Source organism: Alphaproteobacteria bacterium (genome assembly GCA_017308135.1).
Lineage (GTDB): Bacteria > Pseudomonadota > Alphaproteobacteria > CACIAM-22H2 > CACIAM-22H2 > Tagaea.
On sequence record JAFKFM010000008.1, the window covers coordinates 820,258 to 840,725 of the forward strand.

Annotated in this window: 26 protein-coding genes; 10 read left to right on the forward strand and 16 right to left on the reverse strand. The window is 64.9% G+C overall.

Features of this window, described 5'->3' with window-relative positions; translation table 11 throughout:
- The first annotated feature begins 45 nt into the window (after positions 1-45).
- The 3 genes from dctP to J0H39_12080 are packed head-to-tail and all read left to right on the forward strand — an operon-like array spanning position 46 to position 2,877.
- The gene (dctP, locus tag J0H39_12070; protein MBN9497483.1) at positions 46-1,101 is read left to right on the forward strand and encodes a TRAP transporter substrate-binding protein DctP; all 1,056 of its coding nucleotides are present in this window, start codon (positions 46-48) and stop codon (positions 1,099-1,101) included.
- The gene (locus J0H39_12075; protein MBN9497484.1) at positions 1,082-1,567 is read left to right on the forward strand and encodes a TRAP transporter small permease; all 486 of its coding nucleotides are present in this window, start codon (positions 1,082-1,084) and stop codon (positions 1,565-1,567) included. Before dctP ends, J0H39_12075 begins: the two co-directional genes overlap by 20 nt.
- Entirely contained in the window at positions 1,564-2,877 is a 1,314-nt protein-coding gene (locus J0H39_12080) for a TRAP transporter large permease subunit (GenBank protein MBN9497485.1), read from the forward strand. The genes J0H39_12075 and J0H39_12080 overlap by 4 nt, the downstream gene beginning before the upstream one ends.
- Here the strand turns inward: J0H39_12080 and J0H39_12085 are convergent.
- The 13 genes from J0H39_12085 to J0H39_12145 form a co-directional block, all read right to left on the reverse strand.
- Positions 2,861-4,069 carry an MFS transporter gene (locus J0H39_12085; protein MBN9497486.1) on the reverse strand — a complete coding sequence of 403 codons (1,209 nt, stop codon included), beginning with the start codon at positions 4,067-4,069 and terminating at the stop codon, positions 2,861-2,863. The genes J0H39_12080 and J0H39_12085 overlap by 17 nt on opposite strands.
- Before the next feature lie 8 nt (positions 4,070-4,077).
- A complete protein-coding gene (locus tag J0H39_12090; protein MBN9497487.1) occupies positions 4,078-4,491 on the reverse strand; it encodes a hypothetical protein in 414 nt (137 codons plus the stop codon).
- 21 nt (positions 4,492-4,512) lie between these two features.
- On the reverse strand, positions 4,513-5,457 hold the full coding sequence (gene thiL, locus J0H39_12095) for a thiamine-phosphate kinase (protein MBN9497488.1): 945 nt from the start codon (positions 5,455-5,457) through the stop codon (positions 4,513-4,515).
- A gap of 6 nt (positions 5,458-5,463) precedes the next feature.
- Positions 5,464-5,949, reverse strand: a complete 486-nt coding sequence (gene nusB, locus J0H39_12100; GenBank protein ID MBN9497489.1) for a transcription antitermination factor NusB — start codon at positions 5,947-5,949, stop codon at positions 5,464-5,466.
- On the reverse strand, positions 5,946-6,452 hold the full coding sequence (locus J0H39_12105) for a 6,7-dimethyl-8-ribityllumazine synthase (GenBank protein MBN9497490.1): 507 nt from the start codon (positions 6,450-6,452) through the stop codon (positions 5,946-5,948). The genes nusB and J0H39_12105 overlap by 4 nt, the downstream gene beginning before the upstream one ends.
- The gene (gene ribB / locus J0H39_12110; protein MBN9497491.1) at positions 6,452-7,525 is read right to left on the reverse strand and encodes a 3,4-dihydroxy-2-butanone-4-phosphate synthase; all 1,074 of its coding nucleotides are present in this window, start codon (positions 7,523-7,525) and stop codon (positions 6,452-6,454) included. The genes J0H39_12105 and ribB overlap by 1 nt, the downstream gene beginning before the upstream one ends.
- A gap of 119 nt (positions 7,526-7,644) precedes the next feature.
- Complete coding sequence (locus J0H39_12115; protein ID MBN9497492.1) at positions 7,645-8,253, reverse strand: riboflavin synthase; 609 nt, start codon at positions 8,251-8,253, stop codon at positions 7,645-7,647.
- Positions 8,254-8,263: 10 nt separating this feature from the next.
- Positions 8,264-9,343, reverse strand: coding sequence for a bifunctional diaminohydroxyphosphoribosylaminopyrimidine deaminase/5-amino-6-(5-phosphoribosylamino)uracil reductase RibD (ribD, locus tag J0H39_12120; protein ID MBN9497493.1), 1,080 nt, complete (start codon positions 9,341-9,343; stop codon positions 8,264-8,266).
- 19 nt (positions 9,344-9,362) lie between these two features.
- Positions 9,363-9,830 (reverse strand): transcriptional repressor NrdR, encoded by a 468-nt coding sequence (gene nrdR, locus J0H39_12125; GenBank protein ID MBN9497494.1) that lies wholly within the window; start codon positions 9,828-9,830, stop codon positions 9,363-9,365.
- 27 nt (positions 9,831-9,857) lie between these two features.
- Entirely contained in the window at positions 9,858-11,162 is a 1,305-nt protein-coding gene (locus tag J0H39_12130) for a serine hydroxymethyltransferase (GenBank protein MBN9497495.1), read from the reverse strand.
- Positions 11,163-11,177: 15 nt separating this feature from the next.
- Positions 11,178-11,609 (reverse strand): ribose 5-phosphate isomerase B, encoded by a 432-nt coding sequence (gene rpiB / locus J0H39_12135; protein MBN9497496.1) that lies wholly within the window; start codon positions 11,607-11,609, stop codon positions 11,178-11,180.
- Positions 11,610-11,688: 79 nt separating this feature from the next.
- Complete coding sequence (locus J0H39_12140; protein ID MBN9497497.1) at positions 11,689-11,886, reverse strand: hypothetical protein; 198 nt, start codon at positions 11,884-11,886, stop codon at positions 11,689-11,691.
- The gene (locus J0H39_12145; GenBank protein ID MBN9497498.1) at positions 11,883-12,767 is read right to left on the reverse strand and encodes a hypothetical protein; all 885 of its coding nucleotides are present in this window, start codon (positions 12,765-12,767) and stop codon (positions 11,883-11,885) included. Before J0H39_12145 ends, J0H39_12140 begins: the two co-directional genes overlap by 4 nt.
- A gap of 89 nt (positions 12,768-12,856) precedes the next feature.
- Between J0H39_12145 and J0H39_12150 the strand changes: the two genes are divergently transcribed.
- From J0H39_12150 to J0H39_12175, 6 genes are all read left to right on the forward strand, one after another.
- A complete protein-coding gene (locus J0H39_12150; protein ID MBN9497499.1) occupies positions 12,857-13,600 on the forward strand; it encodes a class I SAM-dependent methyltransferase in 744 nt (247 codons plus the stop codon).
- Between the two features lie 66 nt (positions 13,601-13,666).
- Positions 13,667-14,107, forward strand: coding sequence for an acyl-CoA thioesterase (locus J0H39_12155; GenBank protein MBN9497500.1), 441 nt, complete (start codon positions 13,667-13,669; stop codon positions 14,105-14,107).
- Positions 14,104-14,508, forward strand: a complete 405-nt coding sequence (locus J0H39_12160; GenBank protein ID MBN9497501.1) for a RidA family protein — start codon at positions 14,104-14,106, stop codon at positions 14,506-14,508. The genes J0H39_12155 and J0H39_12160 overlap by 4 nt, the downstream gene beginning before the upstream one ends.
- A gap of 41 nt (positions 14,509-14,549) precedes the next feature.
- Entirely contained in the window at positions 14,550-15,752 is a 1,203-nt protein-coding gene (locus J0H39_12165; GenBank protein ID MBN9497502.1) for an acyl-CoA dehydrogenase, read from the forward strand.
- A 19-nt stretch (positions 15,753-15,771) separates the two neighbouring features.
- Complete coding sequence (locus J0H39_12170) at positions 15,772-16,125, forward strand: CidA/LrgA family protein (protein ID MBN9497503.1); 354 nt, start codon at positions 15,772-15,774, stop codon at positions 16,123-16,125.
- Positions 16,122-16,853 carry an LrgB family protein gene (locus tag J0H39_12175; protein ID MBN9497504.1) on the forward strand — a complete coding sequence of 244 codons (732 nt, stop codon included), beginning with the start codon at positions 16,122-16,124 and terminating at the stop codon, positions 16,851-16,853. The genes J0H39_12170 and J0H39_12175 overlap by 4 nt, the downstream gene beginning before the upstream one ends.
- Here J0H39_12175 and J0H39_12180 read toward each other — a convergent pair.
- The 3 genes from J0H39_12180 to J0H39_12190 form a co-directional block, all read right to left on the reverse strand.
- A complete protein-coding gene (locus tag J0H39_12180) occupies positions 16,831-17,325 on the reverse strand; it encodes a winged helix DNA-binding protein (GenBank protein ID MBN9497505.1) in 495 nt (164 codons plus the stop codon). The genes J0H39_12175 and J0H39_12180 overlap by 23 nt on opposite strands.
- A gap of 68 nt (positions 17,326-17,393) precedes the next feature.
- Complete coding sequence (mmsB, locus tag J0H39_12185; protein MBN9497506.1) at positions 17,394-18,272, reverse strand: 3-hydroxyisobutyrate dehydrogenase; 879 nt, start codon at positions 18,270-18,272, stop codon at positions 17,394-17,396.
- 22 nt (positions 18,273-18,294) lie between these two features.
- Complete coding sequence (locus J0H39_12190; GenBank protein ID MBN9497507.1) at positions 18,295-19,362, reverse strand: enoyl-CoA hydratase/isomerase family protein; 1,068 nt, start codon at positions 19,360-19,362, stop codon at positions 18,295-18,297.
- Between the two features lie 68 nt (positions 19,363-19,430).
- On the opposite strand from J0H39_12190, the gene hemB reads away from it, so the two are divergent.
- Positions 19,431-20,426: a porphobilinogen synthase gene (gene hemB, locus J0H39_12195; GenBank protein MBN9497508.1), complete on the forward strand. Its 996-nt coding sequence runs from the start codon at positions 19,431-19,433 to the stop codon at positions 20,424-20,426.
- The last annotated feature ends 42 nt before the right edge of the window (positions 20,427-20,468 follow it).

Below are 20,468 nucleotides of genomic sequence, written 5' to 3' on the forward strand. Positions count from 1 at the left end.
ACAGGCGCTAAACTCCGGCCATCCTTTTCCTCACGGAGTCCGAACATGGATCGCCGCAGCGTTTTGACCGCCGGCCTCGCTGGTGCCCTCGCCGCTCCAACTCTGGCAACCGCGCAGACCGCGCCGATCCGGTTGCGCATGACCACGATCGTGCCCGAGGGCACGTATCTGTTCACCGCCTTCACCAAACGCTTCGTCGATTACGTGCGTTTGCTGACCGACGGGCGGGTGGAGATCCAGGCGTTTCCGGCGGGTGTGCTCGCCCCGCCCTTCGACGTCTATCGCGCGGTCGAAGACGGGCGCGCCGATATGGGTCACGCCCCGCCGGCCCTCATCTATCAGCGCGACGCGACGATGGCGCTGGTCACGTCGTTCCCCGGCGGGCTTGGCATCGAAGCGACGATGCATTGGCTTTACGAGGAAGGCGGCTTGAAGCTGCTGACCGATCATCACCGCGATCGCTTGAAGCTGCAGCCGATCGTCGCGGGCATGGCGACGACGGAAGTCTTCGCGCATTCGTGGAAGCCGATCCGCAATGCCGCCGATATGCGCGGCCTCAAATTCCGCACGCTCGGCGTTTGGGCCGACGTGATGCGCGAATTCGGCGCCGAGCCCGTCGCGACGCCGACGGCCGATGTGGCGACGGCGCTGGAACGGCGCGTGATCGACGCCGCGAAAATGGCGGGCCCGGCCGACAATCTGCAAATGGGCCTCAACCGTATCGCGCCGTACATCGTCGTGCCCGGCGCGCATTTGCCCGGCGGCTATTTCACCGCCTTCATGCGCGGCGAACGCTGGGATCAGATTCCCGCACCGTTGCAGGAACGCATTCTGCTGGCGGGGCGCCTGACGAGTTTCGATTCCTATCTCGAGAAAGGCCGCCTCGATATCGACGCGATGGCCGAATTCCGCAAAGGCCGCGCCGAGATCGTCACGCTCGATCCCCAATTCGTCGCGCAGATCAAAGCGGCGGCGCGCGAATGGGCGCGCAAGGCCGTGGCGGCCGCCAGCGCGCAAGGCAATCCCTGGCCCGAGCGCGTGATGAATTCGACCTTCGCCTTCCAAGACAAGTGGGAGGCGAATGCGGTCTATCGGCTCTAGGCTTTCCGACGCCGGGCTCATCGTCGCGATGGCGGCGGGCGCTTTGGCGCTCGGCCTGATGCTGATCGAAGTGGTCTTGCGCTACGTCTTCGCGTCGCCGACGGTATGGACGCCGGAGATGGTGGGCATCGCCAACGGTGCGGCCTTCGTGTTCGGCGCGGGGCCGGCGTTACGCGGCGGCGCGCATGTCTCGGTCGATGCGGTGTCGCGATTCATGCCCGCGCGGTTGCGCGACGCGATCCTGGCGTTGTTCTTCGTCGCCCTCGCCTTGCCCGTTCTGCTGTGGATCGCGCAAGCCGGGTTCGACCGCGCGCTCAACGCCTATCTCCATGCCGAGGTGAACGACGTCAGCCCCTGGCGGCGCCAGATCTGGCCGCATTACGCGCTGCTGACCTTGGGCACGATTGGCTTGGCGCTCGACGTGCTGCTCAGCGGTTTGCGCCACGCCAAGGCAGTGCAGGCATGATCGGCGATCTCGCGGTCTGGATGTTCCCGGCGCTGTTCGGGCTGATGTTCCTGGGCGTGCCGGTGGGGCTCGGCCTGATCGTGATTTCGGCCGCGTTCGGCTATGCGTTTTTCGGCGACGCGCTCGGCCGCCAGATGTTCGGGCGCTTGATCGAGGTTTCGTCGAATTTCGCCTTCACCGCGATCCCGGCTTTCGTGTTCATGGGCAATATTCTGGAGAAATCCGGGATCGCCGAAAGCCTGTTCGGCGCCATGCGGCTGTGGCTCGGCCGTTTGCCCGGCGGCATGGCGCTGGCGACCATCGCGATGGCGGCGATCTTCTCGGCCGCCACGGGCATCATCGGCGCCGTCGAAGTCACGATCGGCTTGATGGCGATCCCCGCGATGATGGCCGCGCGCTACGACAAGCGCTTGATCGCAGGGACCATATGTGCTGGCGGTTCGCTCGGCACGATCATTCCGCCGTCGCTGACGGCCGTGATCTACGGCCTGGTCGCGCAAGTGCCGATCTCCGATCTGCTCGCCGGGATCTTGATTCCGGGCGCGCTGATGACGGCGCTGTTCATGGCGTGGATCGTGCTGCGCTGCCTGATCGATCCGAGTGCCGGCCCGCCGGTCGAAGAAACCGGCGTAACGTTCGCCGAAAAGCTGCGCGTGACGGCGACGGCGCTTGTTCCCACCCTCGCCCTTGTCGCCTGCGTGCTGGGGGCGATCTTTATGGGCATCGCCTCGCCCACGGAGGCGGCCGCGACGGGGGCCGCCGGTGCGCTCGCCCTTGCCGCATTCCACGGCCGCTTCTCGATCGCCATGGTGATCGACGCCGGCCGGCGCACGGTCATCATCACCGCGATGCTGATGACGATCGTCTATGGCGGCACGCTGTTCTCCAGCATGTTCTACGTGCAAGGCGGCGGCGCCATGGTGCGCGAGATGGTGGGCTTCGCGACCGCCAGCCCCGGATTGCTCGTGCCCCTTCTGCTGACCATCGTGTTCCTGATGGGCTTCGTGCTGGAATGGGTGACGATCGTGCTGCTCGCCGTGCCCGTGTTCGCGCCATTGTTGAAAGCGGCGGGCGTGGATCCGCTGTGGTTCGGCGTCGCCATGCTCGTCTGCATCCAGACGAGCTATCTCACGCCGCCGATGGCGCCCGCGATCTTCTTCCTGCAAAGCGTGGCGCCGCCCGAGATGACCTACGGCGATATCTGCCGGGGCGTCATCCCGTTCGTCGTGTGCCAGGTGCTGACGCTGATCGCGGTCGTCGCGATGCCCTGGACCGCGACCTGGCTGCCCGAACTTATGGGCGGGTTTTAGCGGGCGCTTTGGCGGCGAGCCACGCGATGGCGGCGAAGGCGAGCACGATGAAGGGCAACACGAATTGGTTGATCGTGTCCCAACCGAACGCGTGCTGCATGGCGCCCGCCCCGGCCGCGGTCGCGGCGACCGAGCCGAATATGATGAAATCGTAGGCCGCCTGCATCTTCGCCTTTTCCGACGGGCGATAGGCTTCGGTCAGCAGCGTCGTGCCGCCGATATAGAGGAAGTTCCATCCCACGCCGAGCAGGATCAAGCCGACATAGAAATGCGCGAAGCTGATCCCGGCGAGGTTGACCGCCGCCGACGCCGCCAGCAGCCCCGCCCCCGCCATCATCGTGCGCATGAGGCCGAAACGCGCGACGATCGTGCCGGTGAAGAACGACGGCACGAACATCGCCAGCACATGCGCTTGGATCGTCGTCGCCGCGTCGGCGAAGGCGTGACCGCAAGCGATCATGGCGAGCGGTGTCGCATTCATCACCAGCGACATGCCGCCATAGGCGACCAGCCCCGCGATCAGCGCGACGATCACTTTGGGCTGGGCGAGAAGCTCGAGGATGGGCCGCGTGGCACCATGGCGTTCGTCGCCCTTGGGGGCGGGAATATCGATGAACTGCACGACGATCTGTGCGGCGATCGCAACCAGAATCAGGGCCGCGAACGAGCCCGCGAAGGGGACTGGGTCGAGCAGATGATGCGTCGCCTTGGCGAGCTCGGGCCCGAAAATGCCGGCGAGCACGCCGCCCGCGAGTACGTAGGAGATTGCCTTCCCCTTCCAAGCGCCCGAAGCACCGTCGGCCGCCGCGAAGCGATAGAACAGGCCGAAACCGTTATAGACGCCGTTGAACGCGGCGCCGACGCAGAACAGCGGGAACGAACCGACCAGCACGGCGGCGACGCAGATCGCTTGCGCGACGATGCCGAAGGCAGCGCCGATGGCGAAGCCGAAGCGCCGGCCTTTGATCTTCATGAGATACGACGCGGGAAACGTCGTGAGCATCGCCGCGAGCTGCATGAAGCCCATCGGCAGCGTCGCCAGCGCCTTGTTCTCCGCCAGCATATGGCCGACCAAGGCGGCCTCCGCGATCATCGTCGAGGTGCCGATCATCATCAGCGCCTGCGCGAAGGCCAGCAGCGTCACGTTCCGGCGCGAGCGCGCCGCTTCGTCGATCGTCGTTTCGGGGGTCATTGGAAAACTCAGTTCGCGGGAACTTTGCGTTCGAGGACGCGTTCGAACACGACGTCCTTCACGATATGCGCGTCGCCCAGGATACGCGTGGACGACGCCATCATCCGCCTTTTCGCGCGTTCCTGATCGAACGTGTCGCCGCTGGACGCGACTTCGTTAAGGTCGAGGATGAATGCGTCCTGCAAACGCGGCAGATTGTCCTTGATCTTCGCTTCGTCGGCGGGTGTGGCAAGTTCCAAGCGCATCAACAGCGCGTAATGGCGCAGCACCCGGTCGCCCTGGATCGCCGCGACGATCACGCGCGGCAAAACGAACTTGCCCGTCTCGGGCCCGGTGCCTTCGCCCTTCGGATCCTCGGCATGGGCCGCCCCGCCGAGAACCAGCGCGGCGCACAAGAACAGGAGTCGGGCGAACCGGATCATGGGCGCGATAATGGCCCGCGGTTAGAAGTGCGTAAAGCCCGCGCGTTTAAGTGTGAATTCGGCGCCGGCAACGCGTACCGCACCGCTTTTGCCCTTGGCGATCGTACCGATACAAGTCACGGCGATTTTGGCGCGTGCGGCGGCGCGCATGATTTTCGCCGATGCCGCTTTGGGTGCGGCAAACAGGATCTCGTAATCGTCGCCGCCGGTCAGCGCCCGAGCGAGATCGCCGTGCTTGCGCGCCGACGCCGAACGCGGCACCGCGTTCGCGTCGATCGCCGCCGACACGGCCGAAGCGGCACAGAGATGACCGAGATCGGCGAGCAGCCCGTCCGACACGTCGATCGCCGCATGCGCGATCCCGCGCAGCATCGGCCCGAAACCGACGCGCGGCTCGGGAATGCGATAGCGACGCTTCAAATAAGCGTCGGCGTTACCCTTGCGGATTGCGTCGAGCCCGATCGCCGCATCGCCGACAGTACCGGTCACCCAAAGATCGTCGCCAAGTTTGGCGCCCCCGCGCGGGATCATCTTGCCCTTGGGCGTTTCGCCGATCGCGGTGATCGACACGGAAAACGGCCCCGTCGTCGCCGTCGTATCGCCGCCCAGCAGCGGCAGGCGATAGAATTCGCCGTCCGCCGCCAGCCCCTTGGCGAAGCCTTCGAGCCAGCGATCGGTGATCGTCTTGGGCCGCGCGATCGTCAGGAAATAGCCGAGCGGTTTGGCGCCCTTCGCCGCGAGATCGGAAAGATTGCGGCGCAGCGCCTTCTGCGCGACCGTCGCCGGCGGCTCGTCGCCCAGCGTATGGATGCCGACGACAAGCTGATCCGCCGTAACGATCAGATCCTTGCCCGGCTTGGGTGTGAGGACCGCCACGTCGTCGACGAGATTCAGCGCCGCGCGGTGGCCCCGCGTCAACGGCCGGAACAACGCGGCGATGGTTTCGAATTCGCCGCGCCGTTTCATAGCGCCTTACGCCATTTCGGAGGGGCGGCGCTCGCGCGCGATCCGGTCGAGCACGCCGTTGAGGAAGCCGGCTTCTGCGCCCGCATCGAATGCATAGGCGAGTTCGACGTATTCGCCGATGGTCGTGCGCGCGGGAATATCCGCGCGCGCCAGAATCTCGAACACGCCCGCGCGCAATGCGGCGCGCAGCACCGGATCGATGCGCTGCAACGTCCAGTTCTTGGCCAGTGCCGGCGAAATCAAACCGTCGATCTCGGGCTTGCGCGCCCAAGCGCCCTCGACGATCGCCTTGAAGAACTCGGGATCGGCCGTCGCCCAATCGGGCCCGCCGAGACCGGGCTTCAAACGATAGCGGCGGAATTCGTCGATCGTCGTGGCGGGATCCTCGCCGCGGAATTCGATCTGATAAAGCGCTTGCACCGCCGCGAGGCGCGACGTGGTGCGCGCACCCTTGCGCCCGCCCCCATGGCTGTCGTTCGACGCGTCGGTCATGGTGCTAAACGCAGACGGCGCTTGAACGCGGCCATCGCCAACGCGGCGTTGGCGGCGTCGCGGCCCTTATTGCCCTTGTCGCGCTTGGCGCGCGCCCAGGCCTGTTCCTCGTTCTCGACCGTCAGGATGCCGTAGCCGATGGCAAGGCCGCGCCGTACGGCGAGGTCTTGCAAGCCCCGCGCGCTCTCACCGCAAACATAATCGTAATGCGTGGTCTCGCCGCGAATGACCGCCCCCAAGGCGACGAAGCCTTCATAGGGTTTCGGACCACCGGCTTGATGCGCGGCCAAATCGGCCATCGCGATGGCGCCGGGAATCTCGAAAGCGCCGGGTACGGCGACGCGCTCGGCCGTACCCCCGACCGCTTCGATCGCTTCGATGGCGCCCAGCGCCATTTCGTCTGCGAGATCGGCGTAGAAGCGCGCCTCGACGATCAGGATGACGGGCTTCTCGCCCGTGAAATCGGCCTTCGATGGCGCCGTGAAATCCGCGCGACCAAACATCAGATCGCCCGATGGCCGACGATGTTGAGCCCGTAGCCTTCGAGCCCGACGACCGAACGGCGCGCGTTGGTCAGCAGAACCATGTCCTTCACTCCGAGATCGAGCAGGATTTGCGCGCCGATCCCGTAGTCGCGCAATTGCGGTCCCGCCTCGGGCGGCACCTGTTTGGAAATCGGGGCCGGATTGGCCTTGTCGCCGTAGCGCGCGCGCACGCGGTCGCTGAGGCTGGTGGCACGCGGCTCGCGCAGCAGCACCACGACGCCCCGCCCGCCTTGCGCGATCGACCGCATCGCGGCGTGGAGTTGTTCCGAACGCCCCGCCCCGCGATCGCCGAGCACGTCGTCAAGCACCGACAGCGCGTGCATGCGCACGGGCACCGGTTCGCCGCCGGTCACGTCGCCCTTCACCAGCGCGATATGCTCGGCATAGGACGCGGTGTTGACATAGACGTGCATTTTCCAAGCACCGCCGTATTCGCTGTCGAATTCGGTTTCGATCACGCGTTCGACGATACGGTCGTTCTTGCGGCGATAGGCGATCAGGTCGGCGATCGTGCCCACACGCAAGCCATGGAACTGGGCGAATTTCACCAGATCGGGCAGACGGGCCATCGTCCCGTCGTCGTTCATCACTTCGCAGATCACGCCGGCCGGGATCAAACCCGCCATGCGCGCGATATCGACCGCCGCTTCCGTATGGCCCGCGCGCACCAGCGTGCCGCCGTCGCGCGCCATCAGCGGGAAGACATGGCCGGGCGAGCCGATATCGTCCTTGCCCTTCGACGGATCGATCGCGACCTGCACGGTGCGCGCGCGGTCGGCCGCCGAGATACCGGTGGTGATGCCTTCGCGCGCTTCGATCGACACGGTGAACGCGGTTTGATGGCGCGAAGCGTTGTCCGGGCTCATTGGCTTCAAGCCGAGCTTCGCGCAGCGCTCCGGCGTCATGGCGAGGCAAATAAGACCACGCCCGAACTTGGCCATGAAGTTGATCGCTTCCGGCGTGGCGAATTGCGCGGGGATCACGAGATCGCCCTCGTTCTCGCGGCTTTCGTCGTCCACCAGGATGAACATGCGCCCGTTGCGCGCGTCTTCCACAATGTCCTCGATCGAGGAGAGGAAGGCGAGATCGACCTGGCCGGTGGCCAGGATTTCGCGCTGCTTGCCGGAGATCGGGTTGGCCAAGATCGAACCTATTTTCCGAGGATGCGCGCAACATAGCGCGCAAGGGCGTCGACTTCCATGTTGACGAGGTCGCCGGGCACAAGATCGCCCAATGTCGTCGCCGACCAGGTATGCGGGATGACGTTGATCGCGAAATGGCAGCCGCCCCCCGCGATATCGGTCACGTCGTTGACGGTCAGCGACACGCCGTCCAGCGCCACCGAGCCTTTGGCCGCGATATAGCGCGCAAAGGCCGGCGGCACTTCGAAAACGAGCTTGTGCGACCCGCCGACCGGTTCGGCCGAGACGAGCTTGGCCGTCGCGTCGACATGGCCCGAGACGATATGCCCGCCCAGCTCCTGCCCGACCTTCAGCGACGGTTCGAGATTGACCCGCGTGCCGATCTTCCAAGCGCCCAGCGTGGTCTTGGACAGGGTCTCGGCCGAGGCTTCGGCGGCGAACCAGTCGGGGCCCTTTTCGATCGCGGTCAAGCAGCAGCCCGAACAGGCGATCGACGCCCCGATCTCGGTCGCGGCGAGATCGAGGCCGGTGGAAATGACCAGGCGCGTGTCGCTCGCCTTCGCGGCGGGCTCCAGCGCCTTGACGGTGCCTTTGTCGACGATGATTCCGGTGAACATGTCCGGCAACCTAGTGATCCCGGGTCCAAGTTTCCAGCGTGTCGTCGCCAATCTTTTCAAGGGTTTCCAGGCGGAAACCGGGCGCGTTCGCCAGTTCCGCCACGCCGAAGGCGGCGATCGCGGGCACGCCGTCGCCGCCGATCACCCGCCCGGCCCGGAAAATCGCCAAGCGATCGACCGCGTCGGCGCGCAAAAACGCGCCCGCCAGTTGCGCCCCGCCTTCGATCATCAATCGTGTGATGCCCTTGGCGGCGAGCGCTTTGAGGAGCGCATCGGGGGTCGCATGACCTTCCCGCCCCGGTTCGAGCGCGAGCATCTCGACCCCGCTTTCGGCGAAAGCGGCGACGCGAAATTTGTCGGCGTCGGGGCGATGGACGATCCAGCTCGGCTGGCTTTTCGCGGTGCGCACGAGCTTGGCGGTGAGCGGCGTGCGCAAGCGCCCATCGACGACGATGCGGACCTTTCTCGAATTATCGAACCCCGGCAGACGTACATCGAGCGACGGATCATCGGCCAGCACCGTGCCCGACCCGACCATGATCGCGTCGTGTTGCGCACGGATCAAATGCGCCCGCGCGCGCGAAGCGTCGCCGGTGATCCATTTGCTCTCGCCCGTCTTCGTCGCGATGCGCATATCGAGCGAGCCCGCGAGCTTCAGCGTGACGAGCGGTTTGCCCGCGCGCACGCGTTTGAAGAACCCGGCGTTGAGCGCGTCCGCTTCGGCTTTACATATCCCCTGCTCGACCGCGATGCCGGCCTCGCGCAGCATCGCGATCCCGCGCCCATCGACGCGGTTGTCCGGATCGCCGGTCGCGACGACCACGCGCGCGACTTGCGCGGCGATCAATGCTTCCGCGCAAGGCGGCGTTTTGCCGTGATGGGAACAAGGTTCGAGCGTGACATAGACCGTGGCGCCCTTCGCGGCGGAACCGGCGCGCGCGAGCGCTTGCGTCTCGGCATGCGGGCGTCCGCCGGCTTGCGTCCAGCCCCGCCCGACGACGATGCCGTCTTTGACGATCACGCAGCCGACCGCCGGGTTCGGCCACGTATTGCCAAGCCCCCGCCGCGCCAACGCCAGCGCCGCGTCCATATGGACGCGGTCGATGGCTTCAGAGTTTGTCGTCGTCGTCGCCACCGAGCTTGCCGACGAAATCCTCGAAATCCTTCGCCTCGCGGAAATTCTTATAGACCGACGCGAAGCGGATATAGGCGACATGGTCGAGGGTGCGCAGCGCATCCATCACCATCTCGCCGACGACCGTCGAGGGGATTTCGTTCTCGCCCAGGCTTTCCAGACGACGCTGGATGCCCGACACGATGCGCTCCACGCGCTCGGGCTCCACCGGGCGCTTGCGCACCGCATGCGTCAGCGAGCGCGAAAGCTTGTCGCGCTCGAACGGCTCCTTCACGCCGTTCTTCTTCACGATCACGAGTTCGCGCAGTTGCACGCGCTCGAAGGTCGTGAAGCGCGACCCGCAAGACGGGCAAAAACGCCGGCGCCGGATCGCGCCGCCGTCCTCGGTCGGGCGCGAATCCTTCACCTGGGTATCGTCGTGGCCGCAGAACGGACAGCGCATTGGACCCTGTTCCTTGTTTCTTCGTTATCAGGCGTTCGTATAGACCGGGAACCGTTCGACCAGCTTGGCGACCTTTTCGCGCACGCGCGCTTCGATCGCGGCGTTGTCGCCGGAGTTGGAATTCGACAGCCCGTCGAGCGTTTCGGCGATCAGATCGCCGACCTGCTCGAACTCCGCCGTGCCGAAGCCGCGCGTCGTGCCCGCCGGCGTGCCCAGACGCACGCCCGACGTCACCATCGGCTTTTCCGGATCGAACGGGATGCCGTTCTTGTTGCAGGTCAGGCCCGCACGCTCGAGGCTCTTCTCGGCGTTCGTGCCGGTCAGCTTCTTCGGGCGCAGATCGACCAGCATCAAATGGGAATCCGTGCCGCCCGATACGATCGCGAAGCCGTGCTTCACCAGACGCGCGGCCAGCGCGCGCGCGTTGTCGATCACGCGCTGGGCGTAAATCTTGAACTCGGGGCGCAACGCTTCGCCGAACGACACCGCCTTCGCCGCGATGACATGCATCAGCGGACCGCCTTGCAGGCCGGGGAAAACGGCGGAGTTGATCTTCTTGCCGAGGTCTTCGTCCATCGACAGGATCATGCCGCCGCGCGGACCGCGCAACGTCTTGTGCGTCGTCGTCGTCACGACATGGGCGTGCGGCAGTGGGTTGGGATAGGCCCCGCCCGCGATCAGACCGGCGTAGTGCGCCATGTCGACCATCAGGATCGCGCCGATCTTGTCGGCGACCGCGCGGAAGCGCGCGAAATCGATCTGGCGCGAATAGGCCGAGCCGCCCGCGACGATCAATTTCGGTTTGTGCTCGAGCGCATTCTTTTCCATCTGATCGTAGTCGATCAGCTGCGTGTCGCGCGTGACGCCATAGGACACGGGCTTGAACCATTTGCCCGACTGGTTGGCGGGCGAGCCGTGCGTCAAGTGGCCGCCTTCGGCCAGCGACATGCCCATGAACGTGTCGCCGGGTTGCAGCAGCGCGAAGAACACGGCTTGGTTCGCCTGCGCGCCCGAATGCGGCTGCACATTGGCGAAGTTGCAGCCGAACAGCTTCTTGGCGCGCGCGATCGCCAGCGTTTCCGCCTCGTCCACGTATTCGCAACCGCCGTAATAGCGGCGGCCCGGATAGCCTTCGGCGTATTTGTTGGTCAGCACCGAGCCTTGCGCTTCCAGCACAGCGCGGCTGACGATGTTTTCCGACGCGATCAGCTCGATCTGGCCTTGCTGGCGGCCCAGCTCGCGATCGATGGCGCCCTTAAGATCGGGATCCGCCTTGGCGAGCGGCGTTCCGAAGAAATCCTTGGCGAATTCGGCGTAGGAAGCGGAAGACATCGTGCTTAGACCCTTTCAACCCAGCTTGGCGACGCGCTTTTCGTGGCGCCCGCCTTCGAACGACGTGGACAGAAAAACTTTAAGTGCCGCGCGCGCGACTTCGATCCCGATCAGCCTTGCGCCGAACACGACGACATTCGCGTCGTTGTGCTGGCGGCACAGGCGCGCACCCGTCTCGTCATGAACGAGCGCCGCGCGGATATGGCGATGGCGATTGGCGGCGATCGAAATCCCTATGCCCGAGCCGCAGAGCAACACGCCGCGCGCGGCGCGCCCTTCCTTCAGGGCGACCGCCAGCGCATGCGCGAAATCGGGGTAATCGACGCTGTCGGCGGAGTTCGTGCCGAGATCCAGGACCTTATAGCCAGCCGCTTCCAAATCCTTGACCAACAAGGATTTCATTTCGAATCCGCCATGGTCGGCGGCGATCGCGATCGTCTCTGTCATGTTGAGGTCCCGGGCGCAAAATCTGGGGGAACCTACCATATGTCGTTTGGGCGCTACAATCGGCCCCCAAGCCATTGGGCTATCGCGGTTTTTGAGATTCCAGGCCCTGTTTGCGCAATTGCGCCTCCAGCTTGCGCAAGGCGTTGGCCCGCAGCGTGACCGGGGCCGCGTTCGCCGGGCCCATGATCGAGACTTCCAGGCCGCTCTCGGCGTCGATCGCCGAAACCTTCACGAAATTCCCGACTTGGTGGAATTCGAAGAAGACTTCGCGGCTCATCCGCGCAGCTCCGAATAGAGCAACGACGTTTCGATCTTGCCGCCGTCGGGCGTGGCGAATTCGCGGCGCTGGTTCATGCCGACGAGATGCACGACATGGACGGGATCGTGCGGATATTTCGGATCGAGCACGAGCTTCGCTTCGCGGTCGATCATCGGCAGCGCCAAGCCGCAGCAGAAATTATATTCGGGCGGCAGGAACTGCACGCTGTCGGAATCCGAGCGCCCGAGCACCGTGTAGCAGGCGAGGTTGAGGGCGATCTGCTCGGTGTATTTATTCGCGGCGTTGGAAATGCCGGCGGTCGCGAATTCCTGCCACTTCGCCCAAACGGGGCTGTCGCGCCGCCCGGCGAACAGGCCGGAATTCAACACCGGATTGGCGGCGAGTACGCTGGCGATGCCTTCGCCGAACGACGCGGCGGCGGCCTCGCGATGCATGGCTTGGGTCGCCTGCCCGCCGGAATAGAGATGCGCGTAAGCGCGATGAAGCTCGGGCACGATCGCGAAGCCGTAGCGGCGCGCGGCTTCCATCGGCACGGTCACACCTTCGGCCGATTGCACCCAGGCGTCGGCGTCGATCCATTGGATGACGTTGGCCTGCGGAAAATAGCGCGGCAGGAAGGGCCGCGACGTCATCGCGCGATAGCCGTCGCCCATGCGCGCGACTTCCGCGTCCTTGTTGCGCGGCTCGATATCCCAGCCGACGGGCACGCGGACGATCTTTTCCGCCGCCAGCCATTCGCATTGTTCGCCGTCCAGACCGAAATCGAGAATGGCGAGCCCTACGCCGCCCAAGCGCAAGGCTTGCAGCGAGCGCAACGTATCGCGCGCATAACGGAAATACTTCGCGTCGGACCCGGTGACGATAACGGAATCGGCCATGGCGTTAAGAATATCACCGAACGCGCGCAGCGTTGACCCTGGCCGAAAGATCAACCGAGAATGGGTCACGCGTAACTTCGAGTCGCTGCATGCCCGTCATCCCCGATTTGATCGCCCTTTACGAGGCCGAAGGCATCGAGATTTCGACCGGTCTCAATTCCTGGCATTTGAAGAACAGCGCCGAGGCGCCGTTCACCTGGTTCATGCGCGCCGGCAAATCGCTGACGCCGGGCCTGGGCATCGCGATGCAGGAAGTCTATCTGCTCGAATGCATGTTCGCGACATGGCGGCCCAAGCGTTCGCTGGTGATCGGCAATTCCTATGGCTGGAGCACGATCGCGCTCGCCCTCGCCAATCGCGAGGGACGCACGCTGGGCCTCGACACCGGGGCCGATGTGCAATCGGTCTCGGGCATTCACCTCACCAACAAGATCGCCAAGCGCAACGCGCTGGATTGCTACGCGGTCGGCGCGCCCTCGCCCGGCGGCGTCGCCCCCACCGTCGCGCGCGAATTGAAGGGGCCGGTCGAATTCGCCCTCATCGACGGCGAACATACCCGCGAAGCCTTGGCCCGCGATTTGGATGCGGTGCGCGCGGTGGCCACACAAGATTGCGTCTATCTGTGCCACGACGTGTTGAATTTCGACATGCGACCGACCGCCGCCGAGTTCGCCGAACGCCACGGCATGAAACTCGACATTCTGACGCGCACGCCCTCGGGCATGGCGGTGATCCGTCCGGCGGAAGTGGAGCCGGGCCTCGCGCGCGCGATCCACGCATTCGCGGGATCGGAAGAGCTTTTCCGCCGTTGGGTGGCCCAGCCGCCGGGCTGATCCGGGGCGCCTTGCCGGGAAGATGCTTTAAGTCTAAAGTATTTCCCGATGGATGCGCCCTTCACCCTGAAACTGCCGATCCGCTTCAGCCATACCGACCCGGCGGGGATCGTCTATTTCCCGAACTATTTCGACTTCTGCAACGCGGCGGTCGAAGACCTCTATACGCGCGCACTCGGCGTGGACTACGCCAAGCTGATCTTCGAAACGCGGCGCGGCACGCCCATCGTGCACGCCAGCTGCGATTTCTTCGTGCCGTCGAAAATGGGCGACACGCTCGACGCCACGGTGCTGCTGGGCGAAATCGGCCGCTCGTCGATCCCGATCGACATCTATTTCCACGCCGACAACGTGCTGCGCTTGAAAGCCAAGCTCGTGACGGTGCATATGGACCTCGACACGCGCAAATCGGCGCCGATCCCGGAAGGCTTGCGCGCCCGCTTCGACGCCTACAAGGCCGCGTCCGCGCATTGGACGCCGCCCGCCAAACCCGGAGACACGAAATGAATCGCGCGCTGCTGCCCGAAGGCTGGGACAAGCCCAAAGGCTACGCCAACGCCGTGGCCGCGAAGGGCACGCAAATCTACGTCGCCGGCCAGATCGGCTGGAACCCCGCGACCTCTGCGTTCGAGACCGACGATTTCGTGGCGCAAATCCGCCAAGCGTTGTCGAACATCGCCGCCTTGCTGAAGGAAGGCGGGGCCGGTCCCGAGCATCTTGTGCGGCTCACCTGGTTCGTGACCGACAAGGCCGAATACGCCGCGAACTTGCGTGAAATCGGCGGCGCCTATCGCGACGTTTTGGGCCGCAATTTCCCGGCCATGACCCTGGTCGAAGTGAAGTCGCTGCTCGAGCCGCGCGCCAAGGTGGAGATCGAAGCGACGGCGGTTGTCCCGGACCGCGCCTGACCTATAATCACGCCCGCCTAGTCTATCGAACGGAGTTGCAGATGAACGCGTCCCCCTCGCCCAAGACGTCGAAACTCGATTTCCAGTGGGAGGACCCGTTCCTGATCGACGCGGATCTGTCGGAAGAAGAACGCATGATCCGCGACGCGGCGCGCGACTATTGCCAAGGCAAGCTCGCCCCGCGCGTGAAGGAAGCCTTCCGCAACGAAACGACCGATCCCGCGATCTTCCGCGAAATGGGCGAGATGGGTTTCCTCGGCTCGACGATCGAAGGCTATGGCTGTGCCGGCACGTCCTATGTCGCCTATGGCCTGATCGCGCGCGAAGTGGAGCGCGTGGATAGCGGCTATCGCTCGATGATGAGCGTGCAGTCGTCGCTCGTTATGCACCCGATCAACGCCTACGGCACCGAAGCGCAGAAGCAGAAATATCTGCCCAAGCTCGCGACCGGCGAATGGATCGGCTGCTTCGGCCTGACCGAGCCCGATGCCGGTTCCGATCCCGGCGGCATGAAGACGCGCGCCCGCAAGGACGGCAACGGCTATGTCATCTCGGGCACCAAGATGTGGATTTCGAACGCGCCGATCGCCGACGTGTTCGTCGTCTGGGCGAAGGACGATGCCGGCGACATTCGCGGCTTCGTGCTCGAAAAGGGCATGAAGGGCCTGTCGGCGCCGAAGATCGAAGGCAAGTTCTCGCTTCGCGCCTCCATCACCGGCGAAATCGTCATGGACGAAGTGCGCGTGGGCGAAGACGCGCTGCTGCCCAACGTGAAGGGCCTCAAGGGGCCGTTCGGCTGCCTCAACCGCGCGCGCTACGGCATCGCGTGGGGCGTGATCGGTGCGGGCGAAGCCTGCTGGCACGGGGCGCGCACCTATACGCTGGAGCGTAAGATGTTCGGCCGCCCGCTGGCCGCCAACCAGCTGATCCAAAAGAAGCTCGCCGACATGCAGACCGAATTGTCGATCGGCCTGCTCGCCGCGCTGCGCGCCGGGCGCCTGATGGACGAAGGCAAGCTGTCGCCGGAAACGATCAGCCTGATTAAGCGCAACAATTGCGGCAAGGCGCTGGACGTCGCCCGCCAAGCGCGCGACATGCATGGCGGCAACGGCATCATGGACGAGTATCCGATCATCCGGCACATGATGAACCTCGAAACCGTCAACACCTACGAAGGCACGCACGACGTGCACGCGCTGATCCTGGGCCGCGCCCAGACCGGCATCCAGGCCTTCGGGCCGTAGACGGAGAAGCGGCAGGGCGATGCTCGAAACCCTCACCCTTCTGCTGGTCTGCCAGCTGATCGGCGAGGCGATCGTCCGCTACCTCGCCTTGCCGGTCCCCGGCCCCGTCCTGGGCATGGTGCTGCTGTTCGCGCTCCTGATGGCGCGCGGCAAAGTCGCCGACGATCTCGCCAAGACGACCGGCACGCTGCTCGACAATCTGTCGCTGCTGTTCGTGCCGGCGGGTGTGGGCGTGATCCTTTACGCCGATCTCATCGCCGCGGAATGGAAAGCGATCGCCGCGGCGCTGGTCGTCTCGACCCTCGCCGCCATCGCCGTCACGGCGCTGCTGATGAAGAAGCTCGCCAAGCCCTTGCCGAAAGACGGCGAATGAAAAGCGGCGGCGGCGATCTGTTCGAGCTGTGGGTCTATCTCTCGACCACGCCGCTGCTGGGACTCACGGTAACGCTCGTCGCCTATCTGATCGGAAGGCGCATCTACGAGTATTTCGACCGTACGCCGATCGCCAATCCGGTGCTGATCGCGGTGATCCTGCTGGTGGCGCTGCTGTGGATCGCGGACGTGCCCTATCGGCGTTATTTCGAAGGCGCGCAATTCGTCCATTTCCTGTTGGGGCCCGCAACCGTGGCGCTGGCCGTCCCGCTCTATCGCCACTTCGCCGAGATCAAGCGCAACGCCGTGGCGATCTTCGTGTCGATCGTCGCGGGATCGACCACCGCCATCGTCTCGGCCGTCGGCACGGCGTGGCTGTTCGGCGCCACCGAACGCACGCTGCTCAGCCTCGCCCCCAAATCGGTGACCACGCCGGTCGCGATGGGCATTTCGGAATCGATCGGCGGCTTCCCCGCCCTCACCGCCGTGCTGGTGATCCTCACCGGCATTCTCGGCGCGATGTTCGGCACCTGGACGATGAACGCGCTGCGCCTCAAAGATTGGCGCGCGCGGGGCCTGGGCATGGGCACGGCCGCGCACGGGATCGGTACGGCGCGCGCGTTTCAGGTGAACGAATTGGCGGGTGCCTTCTCCAGCCTCGCGTTGGGCCTCAACGCGCTGGCGACGGCGATCTTGGTGCCGCTGATTATTCGGCTGCTGTCGTCGTGACCTGCGGCGCGTAGCCGCCCTGCCCGATCGCGCCGATCCAGAACTGCTCCATGCGGCGCAGCGTTTGCTCGAGCTGGGTGAGATCGCCCGGCTTCACCAGCGTGCGCGTCAACTCGTCGGCATGGCGCGCGAAGACCTGATCGAGACGCTCGTGCAGCTTCAGGCCCTGCGCCGTCAGCTTGACGCGCACCGAGCGGCGGTCATGCGGGCTGCGCGCCTGCGAGATGTATTCGTTGTCGATCAGTTTCTTCAGATTGTAGGAAACGTTCGAGCCCAGGTAATAGCCGCGCTGGGTCAGTTCGCCGACCGTCAGCTCGTCCTTGCCGATATTGTAGAGGATCAGCGCCTGGACGTTGTTGATGTCGCGCACGCTCATCCGATCGAGTTCCAGTTTCACGACTTCGAGGAACTGGCGATGCAGCCGCTCGACGAGCGAAACGGAATCGAGATAGTCGCGCTTGAGGTCCGACATCAGGTGAGGTCCCGGAAAAAATACCGAAAAGTTTTAACATAAATACGGGACGAATGGTTAAGGACCTCTTACCTGCCCTGCAACATCTTGATAATACCGGAAAAGTCGAGCGGCCCGTCGCCCTTCGCGGCCATCAAAGCATACAAAGATTCGGCCGCGGCCCCCAAAGGTGTCGCCTGCCCGGTCGTTTGCGCGGCCGCTTGGGCAAGCTTCAAATCCTTCAACATCATGTCGGCGGTGAAGCCAGGCTTGTAGTCGCGGTTGGCCGGCGACGCGGGCACCGGGCCGGGTACTGGGCAATAGCTCGTCATCGACCAGCACTGGCCCGAGCTTTTCGACGAGATGTCGAAAAGCTTCTGCGCGTCGAGACCGAGCTTGGCGGCGAGGCTGAAACCTTCCGCCACCGCGATCATCGAAATGCCGAGGATCATGTTGTTGCAGATCTTCGCCGCCTGGCCGTTGCCGGGCCCGCCGGCATGGACGATCGTCTTCCCCATTTTGGATAGGATCGGCTGCGCGCGCGCGAATGCCGCTTCGCCGCCGCCGACCATGAAGGTGAGCGTGGCGTTCGCCGCCCCGACCGTGCCGCCGGAAACGGGCGCATCGACCATTTCGAACCCCGCATCGCTCGCCTTCTTGGCGATGGCGCGGGCGCTGTCGACGTCGATGGTCGAGCAATCGATCAGCAAGGCGCCCTTCTCGGCCGCCGGGATCACGGCGTCGTAAACGGCGCGCGACTGCGGCCCGGCGGGCAGCATCGTCACGACGATCGACGCACCTTTGACGGCCTCGGCGATCGATGCGGCCGCCGCAACGCCGTTGGCCACCGCCGCATCGAGATTGGCTTTCGCCAGATCGAAGCCGCGCACACTCTCGCCCGCCTTGGCGAGATTGCCGGCCATCGGGCCGCCCATGTTACCGAGGCCGATGAATGCGATCGTCGCCATGTTTTCCTCCCGGTTTTATTTTTCAATCGACGAAGACGAGTTCGTCCCCGTCCGGCATCGGCGCGAAATAGCGTTGCACGGCGGCGTCGGAGACTTCCGCCAGAGTCGCCGGTTTCCATTTGGGCGCATGATCCTTGTCGATCAGCACGGCGCGAATACCTTCGTAGAAATCGTCGGCTTCCATGGCGCGGCGCACCATGCGGAATTCCATCCGCAGCGCGTCCTCGATCGACAACGCCGCCCCCTTCTCGATCTGCAACAGCGAAACCTTCAAGCTGGTCGGGCTCATCTTGCGCAAGCGGTCGGCGAGCTTCGCCGTCCATTCCAGGCCCTCCTTGTCCAGCGCCGCGAGAATGCCCTCCACGCTCGACGGCGCGAAGCAGCGATCGATGGCCGCCTCGCGCGCCACGATCGGCGCGGGACCGGGATCGGTGTGGAAACGCGCCAGCACGACATCGGCCGCTTCCGTCTCCAGCGCCTTGATCAGGTCGGGCATGCGCGCACTGTCGACGTAATGCGTCGCGATCCCCAGATGCAGCAGGTCGGCCGCTTTCAAACGTTCGCCGGTCAAACCGAGGAACGCGCCCATGCGACCTTTCAGGCGCGGCAGGAAATAGCCGCCGCCGACATCGGGGAACAGACCGATGGCGCTTTCGGGCATGGCGAACAACGTGCGCTCCGTCGCCACGCGATAGCGGCCATGGATCGACAAGCCGACACCGCCGCCCATCGTGATGCCGTCGATGATCGAGACGATGGGCTTGGGGAAACGCGCGATCTGCCGGTTGAGCCGGTACTCGGCGAAGAAAAAGTCGCGCGTCAGCGGATCGGCCTTGCCGCCTTTCTTCGCGGCGAGCCCCGCTTCGCACACCGCGCGCACGTCGCCGCCCGCACAGAACGCCTTGCCGCCGTCGCCCCATTGCACGATCTGGCGCACGGCATTGTCCTTCGCCCAATCGGCGAGCGTGGGGGCGAGCGCTTGGATCATGCCCAGGGTCAGCGCGTTCAGCGCCTTCGGGCGCGTGAACACCACTTGGCCGGCGATCCCGACGCGTTTGAACGCGATTTCGTCGAAGCTGCGATCGGTCATGTTCTTCCCGGCGATTGGAATTCGGCGTCTTGTCGGCTAGTTTTGTTGTCTGGAGCCGAGGGAGCAAGATGCAAGTCCACGGAAGTTATCCGCGAACCCGTTTACGCCGCAACCGGCGCGACGCTTGGTCGCGCGCAATGGTGGCCGAGAACAAGCTGACCGTCGCCGATCTGATCTGGCCGTTGTTCGTGCAGGAAGGCAAAGCACGGCGCGACGCCGTCCCTTCGATGCCCGGTGTGGCGCGGCTCAGCGTCGACGAAATCGTGAAGGATGCGCGCCGGGCCGCGAAGCTCGGCATTCCCGCGATCGCGCTGTTCCCCCACACGCCCGGCGACGCGAAGACCGAGGACGGCGACGAAAGCTTCAACCCGGACAATCTGGTCTGCCGCGCCGTGCGCGCGATCAAGAAGGACGTGCCGGAGATCGGCATCGTCTGCGACGTCGCCCTCGATCCCTATACGACGCATGGCCAAGATGGCTTGGTGCGCGACAATTACGTCGTCAACGATGCGACGATCGACGTGCTGATCAAGCAAACGCTCGTCCAGGCGCAGGCCGGTTGCGACGTGATCGCGCCCTCCGAGATGATGGATGGGCGCATCGGCGCCTTGCGCGACGCGCTCGACAAGGCCGGGTTCGAACATGTGCGGCTGATGAGCTACGCCGCCAAATACGCCTCGGCCTTCTACGGGCCGTTCCGCGATGCGGTCGGTTCGTCGTCGAGCCTCGGCAAGGGCGACAAGCGCACCTATCAGATGGACCCTGCCAACACCGACGAAGCCTTGCGCGAGGTCGCCTTCGATCTCGCCGAGGGGGCCGACATGGTGATGGTCAAACCCGGCATGCCCTATCTCGATATCGTCGCGCGGGTGAAAGCCGAGTTCAAAGTCCCGACCTATGTCTATCAAGTGTCGGGCGAGTATTCGATGCTGGCGGGCGCGGTCGAGCGCGGCTGGCTCGACAAGAAAGTGGCGCTCGAAACGCTGCTCGGCTTCAAACGTGCCGGCGCGGACGGAATTTTGACATACTTCGCGCTCGAAGCGGCGGAAGCACTGAAAGCCTAACCGTCATCCCGGCCGAGCATTTAGCGAGAGCCGGGATCTCGT